At 66.1% G+C, this 19,383-nt stretch carries 14 protein-coding genes; 9 read left to right on the top strand and 5 right to left on the bottom strand.

Annotated elements, in window-relative coordinates:
- Positions 1-172: 172 nt before the first annotated feature.
- Positions 173-2,521: a putative bifunctional diguanylate cyclase/phosphodiesterase gene (locus ACTPOI_RS04365; protein ID WP_440106769.1), complete on the bottom strand. Its 2,349-nt coding sequence runs from the start codon at positions 2,519-2,521 to the stop codon at positions 173-175.
- A complete protein-coding gene (locus tag ACTPOI_RS04360) occupies positions 2,518-3,144 on the bottom strand; it encodes a methylamine utilization protein (protein WP_440106767.1) in 627 nt (208 codons plus the stop codon). The genes ACTPOI_RS04365 and ACTPOI_RS04360 overlap by 4 nt, the downstream gene beginning before the upstream one ends.
- Positions 3,145-3,527: 383 nt before the next feature.
- Between ACTPOI_RS04360 and ACTPOI_RS04355 the strand changes: the two genes are divergently transcribed.
- On the top strand, positions 3,528-5,234 hold the full coding sequence (locus ACTPOI_RS04355; protein ID WP_440106765.1) for a methyl-accepting chemotaxis protein: 1,707 nt from the start codon (positions 3,528-3,530) through the stop codon (positions 5,232-5,234).
- Positions 5,235-5,287: 53 nt separating this feature from the next.
- On the opposite strand, the gene ACTPOI_RS04350 is transcribed toward ACTPOI_RS04355, so the two are convergent.
- On the bottom strand, positions 5,288-6,001 hold the full coding sequence (locus ACTPOI_RS04350; protein ID WP_440106763.1) for a Crp/Fnr family transcriptional regulator: 714 nt from the start codon (positions 5,999-6,001) through the stop codon (positions 5,288-5,290).
- Positions 6,002-6,278: 277 nt separating this feature from the next.
- Here ACTPOI_RS04350 and ACTPOI_RS04345 point away from each other — a divergent pair, with 277 nt between their 5' ends.
- Positions 6,279-7,385: an ABC transporter substrate-binding protein gene (locus ACTPOI_RS04345; protein WP_440108261.1), complete on the top strand. Its 1,107-nt coding sequence runs from the start codon at positions 6,279-6,281 to the stop codon at positions 7,383-7,385.
- A 163-nt stretch (positions 7,386-7,548) separates the two neighbouring features.
- On the opposite strand, the gene ACTPOI_RS04340 is transcribed toward ACTPOI_RS04345, so the two are convergent.
- The gene (locus ACTPOI_RS04340) at positions 7,549-8,433 is read right to left on the bottom strand and encodes a general secretion pathway protein GspB (protein WP_440106761.1); all 885 of its coding nucleotides are present in this window, start codon (positions 8,431-8,433) and stop codon (positions 7,549-7,551) included.
- 5 nt (positions 8,434-8,438) lie between these two features.
- Positions 8,439-10,166 (bottom strand): ExeA family protein, encoded by a 1,728-nt coding sequence (locus ACTPOI_RS04335; RefSeq protein WP_440108260.1) that lies wholly within the window; start codon positions 10,164-10,166, stop codon positions 8,439-8,441.
- Positions 10,167-10,392: 226 nt separating this feature from the next.
- On the opposite strand from ACTPOI_RS04335, the gene ACTPOI_RS04330 reads away from it, so the two are divergent.
- From ACTPOI_RS04330 to ACTPOI_RS04300, 7 genes are all read left to right on the top strand, one after another.
- The gene (locus ACTPOI_RS04330) at positions 10,393-12,339 is read left to right on the top strand and encodes an AMP-dependent synthetase/ligase (RefSeq protein ID WP_440106759.1); all 1,947 of its coding nucleotides are present in this window, start codon (positions 10,393-10,395) and stop codon (positions 12,337-12,339) included.
- A 22-nt stretch (positions 12,340-12,361) separates the two neighbouring features.
- Positions 12,362-13,147, top strand: coding sequence for an ABC transporter ATP-binding protein (locus ACTPOI_RS04325; RefSeq protein ID WP_440106757.1), 786 nt, complete (start codon positions 12,362-12,364; stop codon positions 13,145-13,147).
- 16 nt (positions 13,148-13,163) lie between these two features.
- A complete protein-coding gene (locus ACTPOI_RS04320) occupies positions 13,164-14,093 on the top strand; it encodes a branched-chain amino acid ABC transporter permease (RefSeq protein WP_440106755.1) in 930 nt (309 codons plus the stop codon).
- A 151-nt stretch (positions 14,094-14,244) separates the two neighbouring features.
- A complete protein-coding gene (locus ACTPOI_RS04315; protein WP_440106753.1) occupies positions 14,245-15,321 on the top strand; it encodes a branched-chain amino acid ABC transporter permease in 1,077 nt (358 codons plus the stop codon).
- Between the two features lie 48 nt (positions 15,322-15,369).
- The gene (locus ACTPOI_RS04310) at positions 15,370-16,707 is read left to right on the top strand and encodes an ABC transporter substrate-binding protein (protein WP_440106751.1); all 1,338 of its coding nucleotides are present in this window, start codon (positions 15,370-15,372) and stop codon (positions 16,705-16,707) included.
- 222 nt (positions 16,708-16,929) lie between these two features.
- Positions 16,930-17,739 (top strand): ABC transporter ATP-binding protein, encoded by an 810-nt coding sequence (locus ACTPOI_RS04305; protein ID WP_440106749.1) that lies wholly within the window; start codon positions 16,930-16,932, stop codon positions 17,737-17,739.
- 227 nt (positions 17,740-17,966) lie between these two features.
- Positions 17,967-19,214: a phenylacetate--CoA ligase family protein gene (locus ACTPOI_RS04300; protein ID WP_440106747.1), complete on the top strand. Its 1,248-nt coding sequence runs from the start codon at positions 17,967-17,969 to the stop codon at positions 19,212-19,214.
- The last annotated feature ends 169 nt before the right edge of the window (positions 19,215-19,383 follow it).

The raw sequence follows: 19,383 nt of genomic DNA, 5'->3' as shown, positions 1-19,383 counted from the left end.
GGAAGGCCCGGCAGGCGGGCGGGTGCTGGAAGAGGACATTGCGGGTATTTTCGCCTGTGGAGGCGATTCGACCGCGCTTTTGTCTTGCGGACCATGCCCCAGCGCATCTCAGCCCAGGCGAATCAGGCCCGGCGCCGACGGGCAGGACCGCCTGACCTGCAAGCACCGGTCCTCAGGCCTGCTGCTCCGCGTGCCACGCCATGAAATCATCGACCGGAAGCGGGCGGGCAATGTGGTAGCCCTGCGCCTCGTCGCACCGCAGCGTGCGCAGCAGAGCCAGGATGTCCGCAGTTTCGACGCCTTCGGCCACCACCGTAAGCCCCAGGTTGTGCGCAAGGTCAATCGTGGAGCGCACGATCATTTCGTCGTCTTCGGCCTTGGTCATGCCCATCACGAACGACTTGTCGATCTTGAGTTCATCCACCGGCAGGCGCTTGAGGTAAGCGAGCGATGAGTAGCCGGTGCCGAAGTCGTCAATCGACAGCTTGAAGCCCTGCTCGGACAGGCGGTTGAGCATGGCCTCGGCACGCTGGGGGTCGTCCATGATCGCGCTCTCGGTGATCTCCAGGCAGAAGGCGCTGGCAGCCACCCCGTGCCGCGCGAGGATGGCGCCCAGGCGGTTGCTCAGTTCGGGGTCGAGCAGGTCGCGCGTTGACAGGTTCACCGACACCTTCAGGTCCAGCCCCTGCGCCCGGGGCTCGGTCAGCAGCCGCGCCACGGCCTCAAAGATCCACAGGGTGAGCTGCCGTACAAAGCCCGTCTGTTCTGCAAACGGGATGAACTGCACGGGAGGCACGAGACCGCGCTGGGGATGCTGCCAGCGCACCAGCGCCTCCGCCCCCATTTTGTGGGTACCCTGCAGCGAGACCTTGGGTTGCAGGTACAGCCGCAATTCGTCGTGCTCCACTGCACGGCGCAACTCGGACAAAAGGGATAACGTCTGGGTGCTGGCCAGGTCAAACGAGGGGTCGTATTGCAGGGCGCCGCTGAGCTTGCGCTTGGCGGCATACATCGCGATTTCGGAGCGGCTGAGCAACGCATCTGCCTCGGCGGCGTCACCCGGCCAGCAGGCAATGCCGATGCCCGCACTGAGGTCTACCAGCTGGTCTTCCAGCGCCAGCGGCTCCTCGAACGACCGGATGATGCGCAGCGCCGTGGCGTGGGCGGCAGCTGCATCGGCCGCGTGCAGCAGCACGGCAAATTCGTTGCCACCCAGCCGCGCCACCATGTCGCCGCCCGGGGGCACCTGCTGGCGCAGCCGCGCGGCCACTGCCTGCAGCAGCAGGTCGCCATAGGCGTAGCCCAGCACGTCGTTCACATGCTTGAACCGGTCCAGGTCGAGCGTCAGCACGGCCAGTGGCTGCACGGCTGCGTCGCGGGCGGCGATCGCCTGGACCACCGCTTCGCGAAATCGCTCCCGGTTGGGAAGGTCCGTGAGACGGTCCCAGTAGGCCAGGCGCAGTATCTCCCCCTGTTGCGCACCGATGGCGACGCGCATGTGGTCAAAAGACCGGGCGAGGTTTCCGATTTCGTCGGTGCGCGCGGTGTGCGCCAGCGGCACGTCGTATTCGCCGCGCGAGAGCCGCTGCGTAGCCGTCAGCAGCGAGCGCAGCGGCGTCGTCATGCGCTGCGCGACCAGCCCCGTGCCTACGGCAAACAGCGCAAGGCCTGCCGCCGTGATGATGGCCAGCAGCACCTGGAGCTGCTGGTACGGCGCCACCACCTCATCCACCGAACGCAGCAGCAGCGTGCGCACATCGGCCCCCTTGCCGGCACTGGCCATGCGCACATCCCGCGCAAGCAAGGTGCCCTCGGGCGTGACCAGAGCACCGCCCACCACGCCTTGCTCGCGCAGCAGTGCCAGCGACGGGGCGGGCAGCGTGCTGACCGGCAGACTCATGCCGGATGCGTCCGACCCCACGCGCAAGACCACGTCCACCGACATGAGCTGGCGCATTTCGTCGGCCAGCATCTGGTTGATGGGAAAGCCCATCAGCACCCAGCCCACCACCACTGGTGCCCGCAGCGGCACCATGACGAACTGGTAGGCCATGCCATTGATCACGGCAATGCGGCTGCCGCTCGGATCGGCCGCCAAAGGCTGCACCACTTCAGCCAGCGCAGCCGGCAGCGCCTCCATGCCGTCGGCCATGCTCACCGAGCGCAGCGCAAACCCGGTATCCAGCAACGCTGTCACCGCGGCGCCAATGCGGCTGCCGTGGTTTTCCAGCACGGACTGGATCGTCTCTTCGTCGCCCGAATTCACAGCCGAACGGAAACCGTAATCGGCAGCCAGCAGGGCCGAGCCCTGGCGCAGCCGCTCGGCGTTCTGGTCCAGAAGGCGGCGCCAGACCTTCTCGTCCAGATCCAGCGCCCGCTCGATCTGGGCGCGTGCGTTGCGGTCGATGCTGGCGCGCACCACGGCAAAACCGGCAGCCTGCACGATCAGCAGGAGCAGCAGCGAGAAGCCCACCAGCCGCAGGATCAGGCTGCGCCGCAGCCACTGCCACCTCTGGCTCAAGGCTGCAGTCCCGTGACGCGCGCCGCGGCCTGTATGGACCCGGTGGCGGGCACCACCAGCGTCTGCTCCATGGCAGCAGCGCCTGCGGGCAAGCGTGAATGCCAGGTGCGCAAGGTGTATCGGCCCGCTGGCACGTTATCGATCTGCAGTTTGCCGGTGCCGGCGGCCGAGCGGCCGAAATACGGCGTATCGACCACCACCACCCAGCCCACCATCCGGTCATGGATGTTGCAGCCCAGCGTGACCACGCCCTGCTGGTCGAAGACCACCGGGCTGGACGGCGTGCCTGCATAGAGCTTGAGCTCGAACTTCTTGGCCGGTGAAAACGAATAGACGTGGTGGCGTACTTTGTCGCGGTTCGGGAACATCACCGCGGTACCCGTGGGCACCACCAGGACCGCAGGGACAAACTGGCGGCCTTCCTGGACGATCTCTGCATCGGCCAGCGGCTTGACCAGCTTGCGGGCTTCAGGCGATTCGAGATACACGATGGCATCGGACAGGGGCCGGCCTTCGGCGTCGGATACGTCCACCTGCACCGTGGCGGCCACGGCGCTGCCACACACCAGCCACGCAAGCAACGCTGCGCGGCCATACGCGGGTAACGGGACAGGACGGGCCATGCAGGGTCTCCGGGATGTAACGACGCTTTATACACCCGGCTTGTACAAGCACGATCCGCATGGGCGTAACGTCCTGGCGCAGGCAGCATTTTTGATAGCAGTAGGCATAGATACAACGTGCGCCCCAACCCGTTTTCCCAAGGGTTCTTCCTGATCAGGCGGCACCGCGGCGGTGCAAGCCCCCGGAGTCAGATATGTAACAGCGCTCCTATGCGAATTGGGCATAGCCCAATCCGCAAGCCTCATGACACATTTTGTAAATATTCCCTACACTGGGCTGGCGCAGCGGTGACGCCCCTCCCGACAACCGCGCACAGGCACCGATATTGCATGGCCCGGTTCATGGTCAGTAGCGAGGCCTCGATCGATCCCAAAGGACTGTCATGCCATCTGTTTCACTCAAATCCCTGTCCATCTCCAGCCGGCTCGGCCTGGGCTTTGGCTGCATGCTCGTTCTATTGATTGCGGTAGCGGCGGTAGGGCGGCTATCACTGGGCAAGGTGCACGACCAGATGCGGCAGATCACCGGCGCGGGTGCCGAGAAGTCCAAGCTGGTGAACGGCATGCTGGAAACCGTGAGCGCCATCGGCATCCAGAGCCGCTCGGCCGCCATGCTCAACGACATTGACCCCAAACAGGCCCAGGCACAGATCGCCGCCGTAGCCAGCAGCCTCAAGGAATACGCCCGCCAGGAGGCCGCCCTCATCGATCTTCTCAAGACACCGACTGCACTGCCAGCGCAGGTCAAGCTGCTCGAAGAAGTGCAGGCCCTGGGGAGCAAAACGCGGCCCGAGCTGGACACGGCCATCAAGGCTGCGGATGACGGCGACACGGTGAGCGCCACCCTTGCGCTGATGACCCGCGTCGCCCCCAACGAGACCCTCTGGCGCGCCAAGCTGCGCGAGCTGATCGAACTGCAGAACACCCTGAACGCGGAAGCCACCGCATCGGCCGAGCAGACGCAGAGCCGCGCACGCACCGTGGGCGGGCTGCTGGTGACCCTGGCCATTGCCCTGGGCGTGCTCATTGCCTGGCGCATCACCACCAGCATCACGGCGCCCATCGGCCGCGCAGTGGTGGTGGCCGAGCGCATTGCCAACGGCGACCTCACCTCGCAGATCGAGGTGCGCATCCACGACGAAACGGGCCGGCTGCTCGACGCCATTGCAGCCATGCAGGACCGCCTGCGCGCGCTGGTGGGCGACATCAGCCAGACGGCCGACTCCATCCTGGTGGCCAGCTCCGAGGTGGCGTCTGGCAACCTGGACCTGAGCCAGCGCACCGAGCACACCTCCCACAACCTGCAGGGTGCAGCGTCTGCGCTGGCAGAGCTCACCGGCACGGTGTCGCAAAGCGCCGACTCGGCACGGCAGGCCAACCAGCTGGCCTCCACCGCGTCCGAAGCCGCCACCCGTGGCGGTGAGGTGGTGGGCCAGGTGGTGCGCACCATGGACACCATCAGCGCCAGTTCGCGCAAGATTGCCGACATCATCAGCGTGATTGATGGCATTGCCTTCCAGACCAACATCCTGGCACTGAATGCGGCCGTGGAGGCCGCCCGTGCGGGCGAGCAGGGCCGCGGCTTTGCGGTGGTGGCGAGCGAAGTGCGCAGCCTCGCCGGGCGCAGTGCAGAGGCTGCCAAGCAGATCAAGGCCCTGATCGGTGCCAGCGTGGACCAGGTGCAAGAGGGCAGCACGCTCGTCAACCATGCCGGCAAGACCATTCAGGACCTGGTGCTGTCGGTCCGACGCGTGTCGGACATCATGGGAGAGATCACGGCGGCCACGCAGGAGCAAAGCCAGCGCATCGGCCACGTGAGCCAGTCTGTAGGCGAGCTGGAAGATATGACCCAGCAGAACGCTGCGCTGGTGGAGGAAGGCGCCGCCGCAGCCGACAGTCTCAAGGAGCAGGCCGGCCGCCTGACGCAGATGGTGCATGCCTTCCGGCTGACCCGCAACGGTGGTGAGACCGGTGGATGGAACGCCTCGGGTGGCGCAACGGCAGCCCCGGCTGCAATGCCTGCACCCCATCACAACGCTGCTCCACGCCAGCTTGCATCCCGCAGCGCCCCCGCACTGCCGCGCAGCTGAAGCGACGGCGGGGCAAGGCGCAGGGGAGCATCCCGCGCGATGCGGCGGGCCCCTCAGGAAGGGATCACGCTCGACCGGAGCGACGCAAGGTCCAGCACGCGCAGGCCGCCGTATTCCACGCGGATCGTGCCCTGTGCTTCCAGTGCCGAAAGCGCCTCGTTCACACGCTGGCGCGACAGCCCCACCAGGTAGGCCAGCTCCTGCTGCGTGATGCGCAGCACCTCGCCCACGCCCGGGTACAGCACCGGGTTGAACAGTGAGGCCAGGCTGCGCGCCACGCGCACGTCGGGGTTGTTCATGCGGTCGATCTCGCGCGCTGCGATGAACTGACCCAGCCGTTCGTTGAGCTGGTTCATCACGAAACGGTTGAAGCCGATGGAGTGATCGAGCAGCCAGTGGAAGGTGTCGATGGGCAACCCCGCCACGGTGCTTCTGCGCAGCGCCTGGATGTTGTAGCGGTAGGGCTCGCGCTTGAGCGCCGTGCCCTCGCCAAACCAGCCGCCGGGCGGCACGCCGGTGAAGGTCATGGTCTGGCCCTGGGCGTTGTCGCTGCTCATCTTGAGCAGCCCTTCCACCACACCAAACCAGTACGTCACGGGCCGGCCCACGCGGCAGACATAGTCGCCGGCCCGGGCATCGCCCACCAGTAGCGCGGCCATGGCGCGTTCGCATTCGGATGGCTGCAGCAGGCCCAGCCACGGGATGCCCTGCAGCTCTTCCTCGGTGGGCGGCCTGCGCCGCTGGTGCAATGAAAGGTCCTGGCTCATGGCGGGATCATCGCGGGTTTCTTGCGGTTGAACGCAACCCCGGGGCCCCGGGAATACCACGAGGGCAATTGTCGTCAGAAAGACAAAAAAATGCCAATTGCACCCGGATGATCCTGCGTCTTGCGCGCCGCCACCCCTGGCGCAGCCCCACTATCCAGGAGACCTCATGCAGTCACATCAGCGCGCCACTGCCGGGCATGCGCAAGCTCACCCTCTGCCTTTCGCATCAGGCCCAGGCACCACACCCCCGCTGGCACGGCGGCGGCTGGTGGCCGCCATGGTGGGCGTGCCCTTGCTGGCGGTGGCCGGACGCACCGTGCGCGCGCAAGAGGGCTCCATCCGTATCGGGCAGTCCACCGCGCTCACGGGGCCGCTGGGCGAGCTGGGCTCGGCCATGCACCAGGGAGCCAAGGCTGCATTTGCCGCCATCAACGCCCGCGGCGGCGTGAACGGCCGCAGCATCGAGTTGGTGACCCAGGACGATACCTACGACGTGACCAAGGCGGTGGCCAACGTGGATGCATTCCTGGCCGACCGTGACACCTTCGCCCTGTTCAACTGCATGGGCACCCCGATGATCGAGGCCATGCTGCCCAAGGTGATCGACAGCGGCATGCCGTTCTTCGCGCCGTTTACCGGTGCGCAGGTCAGCCGCGTCAAGACGGCGCGCAATGTGTTCAACATCCGCGCCAGCTACGGCGACGAGGCCGAAAAGCTCGTGCAGCACCTGGCCACCATCGGCATCCGCCGCATTGGCATGGTGTACCAGAACAACGCGTTCGGCAAAGAGGTGTACGGCGCTGCGCGCCAGTCCATCGAGCGCCTGAAACTGCCCGAAGCCCTGTCTGTCACCGTGGAGAGCAACGCATCCGATGCAGGCGCGGCAGCCACCAAGCTCGCGGGAGCCAATCTGGAAGCCATCGTGATCGGCCTGGCCGGCAAGCCTACGCTGGAGTTCGTGAAGGCCTTTCGCGCACAGCAGCGCGGCGTCACGCTGTATGCCCTGTCGGTGATGGGCACGGCTGCCACGGTGAAGGCGCTGGGCCCCGACGCGACGGGCATGGCCATCTCGCAGGTGGTGCCGCTGCCCAGCCATGTGGTGATGCCGGTGGTGCGCGATTTCCAGGCGGCATGGAAGGCATCAGGCGCCACGGCCGATGCGTCGCACCTGGCGCTGGAGGGCTACATCAACGCCCGCGTGTTTGCCGAAGCCCTGCAGCGCGCCGGCCGCAACCCGACGCGGGCCGGGTTCATTGATGCGATGTGGAACCTCAAGAAGTGGGACCTGGGCGGCTTCGAGATCAACGCCAGCACGCCGGAGCGCAACGCATCGCGCTTTGTGGAGCTGACGCTGGTGGGGCGAGACGGCCGGTTCTTGCGGTGATGCGCCGCCATGCCACTGCTATTAAATGAATAGCTATCAGGCATTGTTTGGCAAGCGCTACAGGCAATTTTTGCTCAAAAACCAGTGTCGACAGGCTTTTGGGGAGGCTCCCACTCGCCCCGGCGAGCTGCGCAGGTCGCATCCTCGGCGCCACCGCGGGCCCCTACTGCGAACCCACGGCATACCGGTAGCCGCGGAACGACCACACGGTGCGGCTTTGCTCGACCCGCTCCAGCACCAGCCCAGGCCCGGCCTGATCGCCTTCGAGCAGCACCTGACCGTTGACGATGGCCATCCGGTGGGCCGGGTTGTTCGAATACGTGGCGCCTGAAATCTTGAGCACCGGCAGCTGGCTGCGGATCGCCTCGGGCAGATCGGCCTGCGCAAACACAGGCGCGGCGGCCGGTGGCGCAGTGGCAGCGCCTGGACCTTGCCCGGCCACGGGCTGGCCGGGCGCTGCCACCGCGGCAGCGCCTGTAGCCGGAGCCCCCGACGACCTCGGGCGCGGCGCCTCGCCTGCCGGCGCAGGCATCGGGGCAGGCGCGGCCCGTTGCGCTCCAGACTCCGCCGCCGGCCGTTCCCGTGGCTTTTCAGCGGCCCGCTTTTCAGGCGCCCGCCGCTCCGGCAAAGGAGCCGCGGGCGCAACGGGCGCCTGGCCTGCCGTGGCCGCAGCGGGCGGTGCCGGCTCGGGTGGCTGCAGCACTGCAGCTGCAGGTGGAAGCGACGGCGCAGGCACGCCCACGGCGGGCAGCGGCTGAGAAAGCGGTACAGGGGGCGGGTTCACAGGTGCCGCAGGCAACGCGGGCATAGCAGCCACCTGCACTGCAGGGGCGCCGCCGGGGCGCTGCATGGCCCACCACGTGCCGCCTGCGGCCAGGGCGGCCAGCGCCAGCGCACCGCCCAGCAACACGGCCGGGTGTGCTGCCAGTGGCCTTGCGGCTGCGGGCGCAGCGCCATGCACCGGCACCGCCTGGCTGTGCAGCCCGGGCACGCCGCCACGGCCGCGCTCTGCTTCAGCGCGCCGCAGGGCATCAAGGATGTACGACATAAAAACTAGCCTCCGGTGCGCAGGCGCGGCTCGTTCACGCCGGTGGCGCGGTTGAGCAGCATGAGGGTCAGGGGTCCGGGGCGGCCGTCGGGCACGACGCCCTGGGCCAGCTGGAACCGGTGGATGCTGGCCTGGCGCTGGGCCGGCGTGGCCGCGCGCCGTTCAGGCCCGGCGCCGCCAGCAGCGCGGCTGGCCAGCTGGGCATCGAGCCAGGCGGCGCCCGCCGCGGTGTCGGTGATCTCGCCCTTGTCGGGCATGGCATCGGGCGCGCGCCATAGCGTGGCCAGGTCGCCGCGCCACACGTCGGCCAGGTCTTCCACCGGCACACGCACGCGCTGCCCGGCGCCTTCCAGCGTGGCCAGGTTGCCGTCAAGGTGGCGCAGCACGGCCGAGACCGGGTTGTCGGGCGCAGCAGTCGGGTACAGCGTGAGCAGCACCGGCCGGTCCAGCTGGCGCACCAGGTTGAGGCCCGCGCGCGGGTTGCGGTAGCAGCGCACACCGTCGCGCGGCAGGCTGGTGCAGGGGTCGACCCGGTCGGGCACGCTGGCGCCCCAGGCTGCGGCAAGAGCCAGCCACGCGGCCGTGTCGTCAGCGTCTTGCGCGCGCAAAAATTGCGCCAGTGCGTCAGCAGGCTTTGGCGCAGTGACCGCCGTGACCGCGCTGGCAGCACTCGCGGGGCTTGCAGCAGCACTGGCCGCGGCACCTGGCGCTGCGGCGGTGGGACCCGATGCCGCGCCGGCGGGCAACACGGGCACGTCTGCACTACGCTGGCCGCCCGGCACCCACACGCCCGCAGCCCAGCCGGCCAAGGCGAGGGCGGCAGCCCCGGCCACAGCGCCCAGACCCGCCACGGCCCAGCGCGGCACGCGCTGGCGCAGCTTGCGCGCGGCCGATGCGGCGGCTGCCGCAGCGGGCCGATCAAACACCTCGCGCGCAGCGCGGTTGACCATGGCCACCGTGACGCCCCGCACCCCGGCCGCATAGGCGCCCAGCAGTGCGCGGTCGCACAGCAGGTTGATGCGCCGCGGTATGCCGCGCGACAACGCGTGCACCCGGCGCATGGCACGGGCGCTGAAGGGCAGCGGCCCTTGCAGCCCGGCCACCGCCATGCGGTGGGCGATGTACTGCTGCGTTTCTTCCAGGCTGAGCGCATCGAGGTGAAAGCGTGCAATCACACGCTGCGCCAGTTGCTCCAGCGCCGGGCTGGCCACCATGGCGCGCAGTTCAGGCTGGCCGATCAGGATGATCTGCAGCAGCTTGCGCTCGCTGGTTTCCAGGTTGGTCAGCAGGCGCAACTGCTCCAGCACATCGGCCGAAAGGTTCTGCGCCTCGTCGATGATGAGCACCGTGTTGCGCCCGGCGCCGTGCGCGGCCAGCAGCGATGCGTTGAGCGGGTCGATGTAGTCCTTGATGGTCTCGACACCCGATGCGCCCGGCTTGTGCGGCACACCAAACTCGTCGCATACCGAGCGCAGCAGCTCGTGCACCGTGAGCTTGGGGTTGAAGATGTAGGCCACGTTGCAGTGGCTGGGGATCTGCTCCAGGAAGCAGCGGCACACGGTGGTCTTGCCTGCGCCGACCTCGCCAGTGAGCAGTACGAAACCGCCGCCCGCATCCAGCCCGTACAGCAGGTGCGCCAGCGCCTCGCGGTGCCGCTCGCTCATGAACAGATAGCGCGGATCGGGGGCGATGGAAAACGGCGGGTGCCGTAGGCCGAAATACGGTGCGTACATATCCACCGAAGGATACCGCCCCACCACAGCCTGTCCGCTGCTCACCACAACGCGGGCACTCGGAAACCCGGGGAAGGGTTTAACCCGATCAGGAGTTTCCCGTAAATTGTCGTCGGCAAGACAAGATGGCGTCAAAGTGAGTTCTAGCATTCCCTCACCGCGCAATCACAGGCTTGCGCTCCCGGCAGTCACCGGGCTGACACGCTCTCACTTTTAGGAACCTGCAATGTTGACCACGTTCCCGCAATTGCTGCTCAAGCACGCTGCCGAGCGCCCCGAGGCGCCAGCCCTGCGCGAAAAAGAATATGGCATCTGGCAGACACACACCTGGGCCGACCTCGCCCGCCTGGTGGAGCAGGTTGCGGCCGGCTTGCACCAGGCCGGGCTCCAGCGCCACGAACACATGGTGGTGGTCGGCGCCAACCGTCCCCGCCTGTACGCGACCATGCTGGCCGCGCAGTCGCTGGGTGCCATCCCGGTGCCGCTGTACCAGGATGCGGTGGCCGCCGAATGCGTCTTCCCGCTGAACAACGCCGAGGTGCGCTTTTGCCTGGTGGAAGACCAGGAACAGGTCGACAAGATGCTGGAGGTGCGCGAGCAGTGCCCGCAGATCAGCCACATCTTCTACGACGACCCGCGCGGCCTGCGCAAGTACGAAGAAGAAGGCCTGGCCTCGCTCGATTCGCTGATCGAGGCGGGCAAGGCCTTTGCAGCCCAGAACCCCGGCTGGTTCAAGGCCGAGGTGGCCAAGGCCCAGCCTGGCGATGTGGCCGCCATGTTCTTCACCTCGGGCACCACCGGCAACCCCAAGGGCGTGGTGCACACGCACAGCACGCTGCTGGACCGCGCCTCGGCCGGCGCCGAATTCGACAAGCTCACCAGCAGCGAGGAAGTGCTGGCCTACCTGCCGCCGGCATGGATCGGCCAGAACATCTTCAGCTATGCGCAGTGGCTGGCTTGCGGCTACGTGGTCAACTGCCCCGAGTCGGCCAGCACAGTGACCATCGACCTGAAAGAAGTGGGCCCTACCTACTACTTTGCGCCCCCCCGCATCTTTGAAGGCCTGCTGACCAGCGTGATGATCCGCATGGAAGACGCCGGCGCCATCAAGCGCAAGATGTTCGAGGCCTGCATGAGCGTGGCAAAGCGGGTAGGCCCTGCGCTGATGGACGGCCAGGACGTGAGCGCCATCGACAAGATCAAGTACGCGCTGGGCAACCTGCTGGTGTACGGGCCGCTGCGCAACAACCTCGGCTTCAGCCGCGTGCGCGTGGCCTACACGGCGGGCGAGGCCATCGGGCCCGATCTGTTCACCTTCTACCGCTCCATCGGGATCAACCTGAAACAGCTGTACGGCTCCACCGAGACCGCCGTGTTCGTCTGCCTGCAGCCCGACAACCAGGCCCGCGCCGACACGGTGGGCGTGCCCATTCGCGGCGTAGAGATCAAGGTGGCCGACAACGGCGAAATCCTCGTCAAATCGGCCGGGCTGCTCAAGGAGTACTACAAGAACCCCGCCGCCACAGCCGAGGTGCTGACGGCCGATGGCTGGTACCACACCAGCGATGCAGGCTTTCTGGATGCGCACGGCCACCTCAAGATCATCGACCGCGTGAAAGACGTGGGCCGCATCATGGGCGGCGCCAACGATGGCGCCATGTTCGCGCCCAAGTATGTGGAGAACAAGCTCAAGTTCTTCCCGCACATCAAGGAAGTCGTGGCCCTGGGCGACAAGCGCGAGAAGGTGTGCGTGATGATCAACATCGACTTCGACGCCGTGGGCAACTGGGCCGAGCGCCGCAACCTGCCTTACGCCGGCTACACCGACCTGGCGCAAAAGCCCGATGTGTACGAGCTGATCCGCGAGTGCATCGAAAAGGTCAACGCCGACCTCGCCACCGACGCCATGCTGGCAGGCAGCCAGGTCAGCCGGTTCCTGGTGCTGCACAAGGAACTGGACGCCGATGACGGCGAGCTGACCCGCACCAACAAGGTCCGCCGCGGCTTCATCGCCGACAAGTATGGCGTGCTGGTCGATGCGCTGTACGCAGGCCGCACCGAGCAGTACATCGAGACCATGGTGAAGTTCGAGGACGGCCGCTCAGGCAGCGTGAGCGCCACGCTCAAGCTGTCAGACGCAAAGACCTTTGCCCCCGTGAAGAACGCTGCCTGACCCACGCGCCGGAAGACACCCCATGAGCACCAAGAAGATCGGCGACGTCATCCTTGACGTCAACAACATCAGCCTCAGGTTCGGCGGCGTGAAGGCGCTGACCGACATTTCCTTCAATGTGAAAGAGCACGAGATCCGCGCCATCATCGGCCCCAACGGTGCCGGCAAGAGCTCCATGCTCAACTGCATCAACGGCGTGTACACGCCGCAAGAGGGCTCCATCACGTTCCGTGGCAAGACGTTCTCGCACATGAACTCGCGCCAGGTGGCCGAGATGGGTGTGGCGCGCACGTTCCAGAACCTGGCGCTGTTCAAGGGCATGAGCGTGATCGACAACATCATGACCGGCCGCAACCTCAAGATCAAAAGCAACCTGCTGCTGCAGGCGCTGCGCATCGGGCCCGCCGAGCGCGAGGAGATCCGCCACCGCGAATACGTCGAGCACATCATCGACTTCCTGGAAATCCAGGCCTTTCGCAAGACACCCGTGGGCCAGCTGCCCTACGGCCTGCAAAAGCGCGTGGACCTGGGCCGCGCCCTGGCCATGGAGCCGCAGGTGCTGCTGCTCGATGAACCCATGGCCGGCATGAACGTGGAAGAAAAGCAGGACATGTGCCGCTTCATCCTGGACGTGAACGACGAGTTCGGCACCACCATCGTGCTGATCGAGCACGACATGGGCGTGGTGATGGACATCAGCGACCGCGTGGTGGTGCTGGACTACGGCAAGAAGATCGGTGACGGCTCGCCTGACGAGGTGCGCAATAACCAAGAAGTCATCAGCGCGTACCTCGGCACCAGCCACTGAACACGGAGACAACAAGATGGGTTTCTTCATTGAAGCATTGTTCGGCGGCCTGATGGCCGGCATGCTGTATTCGCTGGTGGCGCTGGGCTTTGTGCTGATCTACAAGGCCTCGGGCGTGTTCAACTTTGCGCAGGGCGCCATGGTGCTGTTCGCAGCGCTGGCCATGGCCCGCTTCTCGCAATGGATTCCGCAGTGGCTGGGGCTGGAAAGCAAGCTGCTCGTGAACATCATCGCGTTTGCCATTTCGGCCGGCTGCATGTTCATCCTGGCCTGGCTGATCGAGCGGCTGGTGCTGCGCCACCTGGTGAACCAGGAGGGCGTGACCCTGCTGATGGCCACGCTGGGCATCACCTACTTCCTCGACGGCCTGGGCCAGACGATCTTCGGCTCGGCCATTTACCAGATCGACGTCGGCATGCCCAAGGAGCCGGTGTTCCTGTTCGAGAACCTGTTCCAGGGCGGCGTGCTGATTAATCTGGAGGACGTCTATGCGGCCTGTGTGGCAGCGCTGCTGGTGATGGTGCTGTCGCTGTTCTTCCAGAAGACCGGTACCGGCCGGGCGCTGCGTGCGGTGGCCGACGACCACCAGGCCGCGCAATCCATCGGCATTCCGCTCAACCGCATCTGGGTCATCGTGTGGTTCGTGGCCGGCATCACCGCGCTGGTGGCCGGGATCATCTGGGGCTCCAAGCTGGGCGTGCAGTTCTCGCTGACCACAGTGGCCCTGCGCGCCCTGCCCGTGATCATCCTGGGCGGCCTCACATCGGTACCCGGCGCCATCATCGGCGGCCTGATCATCGGCGTGGGTGAAAAGCTCTCCGAGGTCTACCTTGGCCCGATGGTCGGCGGCGGCATCGAAATCTGGTTCGCGTATGTGCTGGCGCTCGTGTTCCTGCTATTCAGACCGCAGGGGCTGTTTGGCGAAAAAATTATTGATCGCGTATGAAATACGAGACCAATAATTTTTTGAAGGAGGCACAACGTGCAGCGCGCGTTGTCAGCGGAGCCGAAGGCGCCGCGCAGCACCGCAGGTGCGCCCCCGTGCAAAAGATCTCAGACCGCGTCTGATCCAGAACAAGAACAACAGGAGACCTTCCATGTTCTATCGTGAAAACGGTCAATTCAAGACCTCCTACCGCGCCGACCAGCAGATCTTCGCGATTGCGCAAGACCGCTGGGCCGTCCTCGCACTGATCGCCTTTGCCTTCGTCGGCGTGCCCATGCTGGCCGACGAATACATGTTCCGCGCCATCCTGATCCCGTTTCTGATCCTGGCGCTGGCCGCCCTGGGCGTAAACATCCTGGTGGGCTACTGCGGCCAGATCTCGCTGGGCTCGGGCGCCTTCATGGCGGTGGGCGCCTACATGGCCTACAACACGTATGTGCGCATCGACGGCATGCCACTGATCGTGGCCGTGCTTGCGGGGGGCTTCTTTGCCACCCTGGTGGGCATGTTCTTCGGCATTCCCAGCCTGCGCGTCAAGGGCCTGTACCTGGCGGTGGCCACGCTGGCCGCGCAGTTCTTCTGCGACTGGGCCTTCAGCCGCATCAGCTGGTTCACCAACAACAGCACCTCCGGCTCGGTGTCTGTCTCCAACCTGCAGGTGATGGGCTGGACCATCAACACCCCGGTCGAAAAATACCTGTTCTGCCTGGCGTTCCTCGTGGTGTTCGGCCTGCTGGCCAAGAACCTGGTGCGCAGCGCGATCGGCCGCGAATGGATGGCCATCCGCGACATGGACGTGGCCGCAGCCGTGATCGGCATCCGCCCGATGTACGCCAAGCTGTCGGCCTTTGCGGTGAGCTCCTTCATCGTCGGCGTGGCCGGTGCGCTGTGGGCTTTTGTGCACCTGGGCTCGTGGGAGCCAGCCGCCTTCTCGATCGACCGCTCCTTCCAGTTGCTGTTCATGGTGATCATCGGCGGCATGGGTTCCATCATGGGCAGCTTCTTTGGCGCGGCCTTCATCGTGGTGCTGCCCATCTTCCTGAACCAGTTCATGCCCTGGCTGGGCTCGCTGGTCGGCGTGGAGATCTCCACCGCAGCGGTGTCGCACACCGAATTCATGATCTTCGGTGCCCTGATTGTGTGGTTCCTGATCGTCGAGCCCCACGGCCTGGCCAAGCTCTGGAGCATTGCAAAACAAAAACTGCGCCTGTGGCCCTTCCCCCACTGACCTTCCGTTTTCCGTGTGTGTGTGACCGTTCCTATAAGGAGACAAATGATGAAAGTACGTAGCCTGGTTCTCTCTGTTTCGATGGCCTGTGCCGCCCTCTCGGGAGCGGTCGTTTCGTCTGCCGCCCTGGCGCAGGAAAAGGTCCAGTTCTTCCCGGTGCTCTCCGGCCGCACCGGCCCGGTGGCGCCCAACGCGACGCCGTGGGCCAACGGCCACAACGACTACATGAAGCTGGTCAACGAACGCGGCGGCATCAACGGCGTGAAGACGCTGGTGGAAGAGTGCGAAACCGCCTACGCCACCGACCGTGGCGTGGAATGCTATGAGCGCCTGAAGGGCAAGCACGGTGGCGCCACGGTGTTCCAGCCGCTGTCCACCGGCATCACCTTTGCGCTGACCGAAAAGATCCCGGCCGACAAGATCCCGATGATCACCTCCGGCTACGGCCGCAGCGACTCGGCTGACGGCGGCGTCTTCAAGTGGAACTTCCCGCTGATCGGCCACTACTGGGTGGCGGGCGACACGGTGCTGCAGCACATTGCCAAGCAGGAAGGTGGCTGGGACAAGCTCAAGGGCAAGAAGATCGGCGTGGCCTACCACGACAGCCCGTTTGGCAAGGAGCTGCTGCCCATCATGCAGGAGCGCGCCGCCATGCACGGCTTCACGCTGCAGCTGCTGCCCATCCCCGCGCCTGGCGTTGAGCAAAAGGCCATTTGGCTGCAGGTACGCCAGCAGCGGCCGGACTTCGTGGTGCTGCAGACCTGGGGCGTGATGACCGCCACCGCCGTCAAGGAAGCCGTGGCCACGGGTTACCCGCGCGAGAAGATGTTCGGCACCTGGTGGTCGGGTGCTGAACCGGATCTGAAGGACGTGGGCGCCGGCGCCAAGGGCTACAGCGCGGTGATGATGCAACACGGCGCCGAATACCAGTCGGACGTGGTCAAGGACATCCTGCAGAAGGTGCATGCCAAGGGCCAGGGCACCGGCCCGAAGGATGAAGTGGGCTCGGTGCTGTACATGCGCGGCGTGGTCGGCGCCATGCTGGCCGTGGAAGGCGTGCGCGCCGCCCAGGAACGCTTCGGCAAGGGCAAGGTCATGACCGGTGAGCAGGCCCGCTGGGGCTACGAGAACCTGAACCTGACGCAGGCCAAGCTCGACGCACTCGGCTTCAAGGGCGTGATGCGCCCTGTGTCCACCAGCTGCCAGGACCACATGGGCTCGGCCTGGACGCGCGTGCACACCTGGGACGGCAGCAAGTTCGTCTGGGCCTCCGACTGGCTGCAGGCCGACGACCAGATCATCCGCCCGCTGGTGAAGGCTTCGGCCGAGAAGTACGCGGCCGAGAAGAAGCTGAGCCGTCGCGCACCGGCTGACTGCCAGAGCTAAGTACATCCCCCTGAGCGGCTTCGCCGCCTCCCCCTTCTCTCTTGGCGCTTCGCGCCGCGGGAAGGGGGACGCCACCGGCGCGGCGGGGCGGCCCTTGCGCGGTGGCACTGGCATTCAGGCAGCGACCGTATCAAGGGCCAGTGAAGCGTGGTTGCCTTCGGGCAACCGCCAACCGAAAGGGTTGCATCGCAACCTTTTCGATTGGTACAGGAAGGCAACACCATGGAACCCAAGAACATCGTTCTCAACGTCAACGGCATCGAGGTCATCTACAACCACGTGATCCTGGTGCTCAAGGGCGTTTCGCTCAACGTGCCGGAGGGCACGATCGCGGCCGTTCTGGGCGGCAACGGCGCGGGCAAGACGACCACGTTGCGCGCTATCTCCAACCTGCTCAAGGCCGAGCGCGGGGAGGTCACCAAGGGCAGCATCGAACTGCGCGGGGAGCGCATCGAGAACCTCACCCCTGCCGACCTGGTCAACCGCGGCGTGGTGCAGGTGATGGAGGGGCGCCACTGCTTCGCGCACCTGACCATCGAGGAAAACCTGATGACGGGCTCCTACACCCGCACCGACAAGGCCGAGATCGCGCGCAACCTGGAGAAGGTGTACAGCTACTTCCCACGGCTGAAGACGCGCCGCACCTCGCAGGCCGCCTACACCTCGGGTGGCGAGCAGCAGATGTGCGCCATCGGCCGCGCGCTGATGACCAACCCCAGCGTGATGCTGCTCGATGAGCCCTCGATGGGCCTGGCGCCACAGATCGTCGAAGAAGTGTTCGAGATCGTGAAGGACCTCAACAGCAAGGAAAAGGTCACCTTCCTGATCGCCGAGCAGAACACCAACATGGCGCTGAAGTACGCCGACTACGGCTACATCATGGAAAGCGGCCGCGTGGTGATGGACGGCGCCGCTAAGGACCTGGCCAACAACGAGGACGTCAAGGAGTTCTACCTGGGCATGGGTGGCGGCGAGCGCAAGAGCTTCAAGGATGTGAAGAGCTACAAGCGGCGCAAGCGCTGGTTGGCTTGAAAGCCCCCCTGCGTCGCCTTCGGCGCCTTCCCCCGAGGGGGGACGCCACCAGCGCGGCGGGGCGGCCCTTGCGCGGTGGCGCTGGCCTTCGGCAGCGCGGGCTGCCAGAGCAGTGTTCATTTTCAGACCTCGGACGATTTCACTCCTGATTTCATAGCTGCTTGCGCTTGACGGATAAGCGCCAGAGGCCAATTTCACTTAAAAACCACCTCACAAGGAACCCAGGCATGAGCACGTTCTATGACGCCCTGGAAACCCGCAGCCCGGCCGAGCGCGAAGCGGCGCTGCTGGCCGCGCTGCCGCAGCAGATCGCCCATGCCCAGAAGGCGTCGCCCGCTTTTGCCAGCATCCTGGCGGGTGTGGACGCCTCCGGGGTCACCAGCCGCGCGGCGCTGGCAGCCTTGCCGGTCACGCGCAAGTACGAGCTGCTGGAGCGCCAGCAGGCGGGCCGCGCCAGCAACGTGTTTGGCGGCTTCAGCGCGCTCGGGTTTGGCCCGGGCATGACGCGCGTGTTTGCCAGCCCCGGCACCATCTACGAGCCCGAGGGCACGCGGCGCGACTACTGGCGCATGGCGCGGGCGATTCACGCCGCAGGGTTTCGCAGCGGCGAGCTGATCCACAACAGCTTCAGCTACCACTTTGTACCTGCGGGTTCGATGATGGAAACCGGCGCGCATGCACTGGGCTGCACCGTGTTTCCGGGCGGCACCGGGCAGACCGAGCAGCAGGTGCAGGCCATGGCCGAGCTGCAGCCGGCGGGCTACATCGGTACGCCCAGCTTTCTCAAGATCATTGTCGAGAAGGCCGCCGAGCTGGGCGTTGCGCTTCCGACCGTGACCAAGGCCCTCGTCTCCGGCGAGGCGTTTCCGCCCAGCCTGCGCGACTGGTTTACCGAGCGCGGCATTGCAGGCTACCAGTGCTACGCCACGGCAGACCTGGGCCTCATTGCGTATGAAACCAGCGCCCGCGAAGGCCTGGTGCTGGACGAGGGTGTGATCGTCGAGATCGTGCGCCCCGGCACGGGCGACCCGGTGCCGGAGGGCGAGGTGGGCGAACTGGTCATCACCACGCTCAACCCCGACTACCCGCTGATCAGGTTCGGCACGGGCGACCTGTCGGCTGTGCTGCCCGGCACCTGCCCCACCGGTCGCACCAACACGCGCATCAAGGGCTGGATGGGCCGGGCCGACCAGACCACCAAGGTGCGCGGCATGTTTGTGCACCCCGGCCAGGTCGCATCGATTGCCAAGCGGTTTCCGCAGGTGCTGCGCGCGCGTCTGGTCGTCAGCGGCGAAATGGCCAACGACCAGATGGTGTTGAAAGTGGAAACGGTGGAGACCGCCGAAGGCCTGGCGCGCCAGCTGGGCGAAGCGATTCGCGACGTGACCAAGCTGCGCGGAGATGTGGAGATGGTGGCCCCGGGCAGCCTGCCCAACGACGGCCGTGTGATCGAGGACGCCCGCAGCTACCGCTGACCTTCACGCCCCCGTGATGCCGCGTACCGCGTGACCCGCGGTACCGGGCGGCCTGGCCTGGCCTTGCCTCGCAGGGACGCGGCCAGGATAACGGCCGCCACCGAAGGCGGCCAAAAAGCGCATACGTGTAGCCCACTTGGTTGCGCAGGCTCAAGAAGGGGGCGGATCG

Source organism: Acidovorax sp. BL-A-41-H1, assembly GCF_051942715.1.
This window is presented reverse-complemented; position numbering and strand designations above follow the sequence as displayed.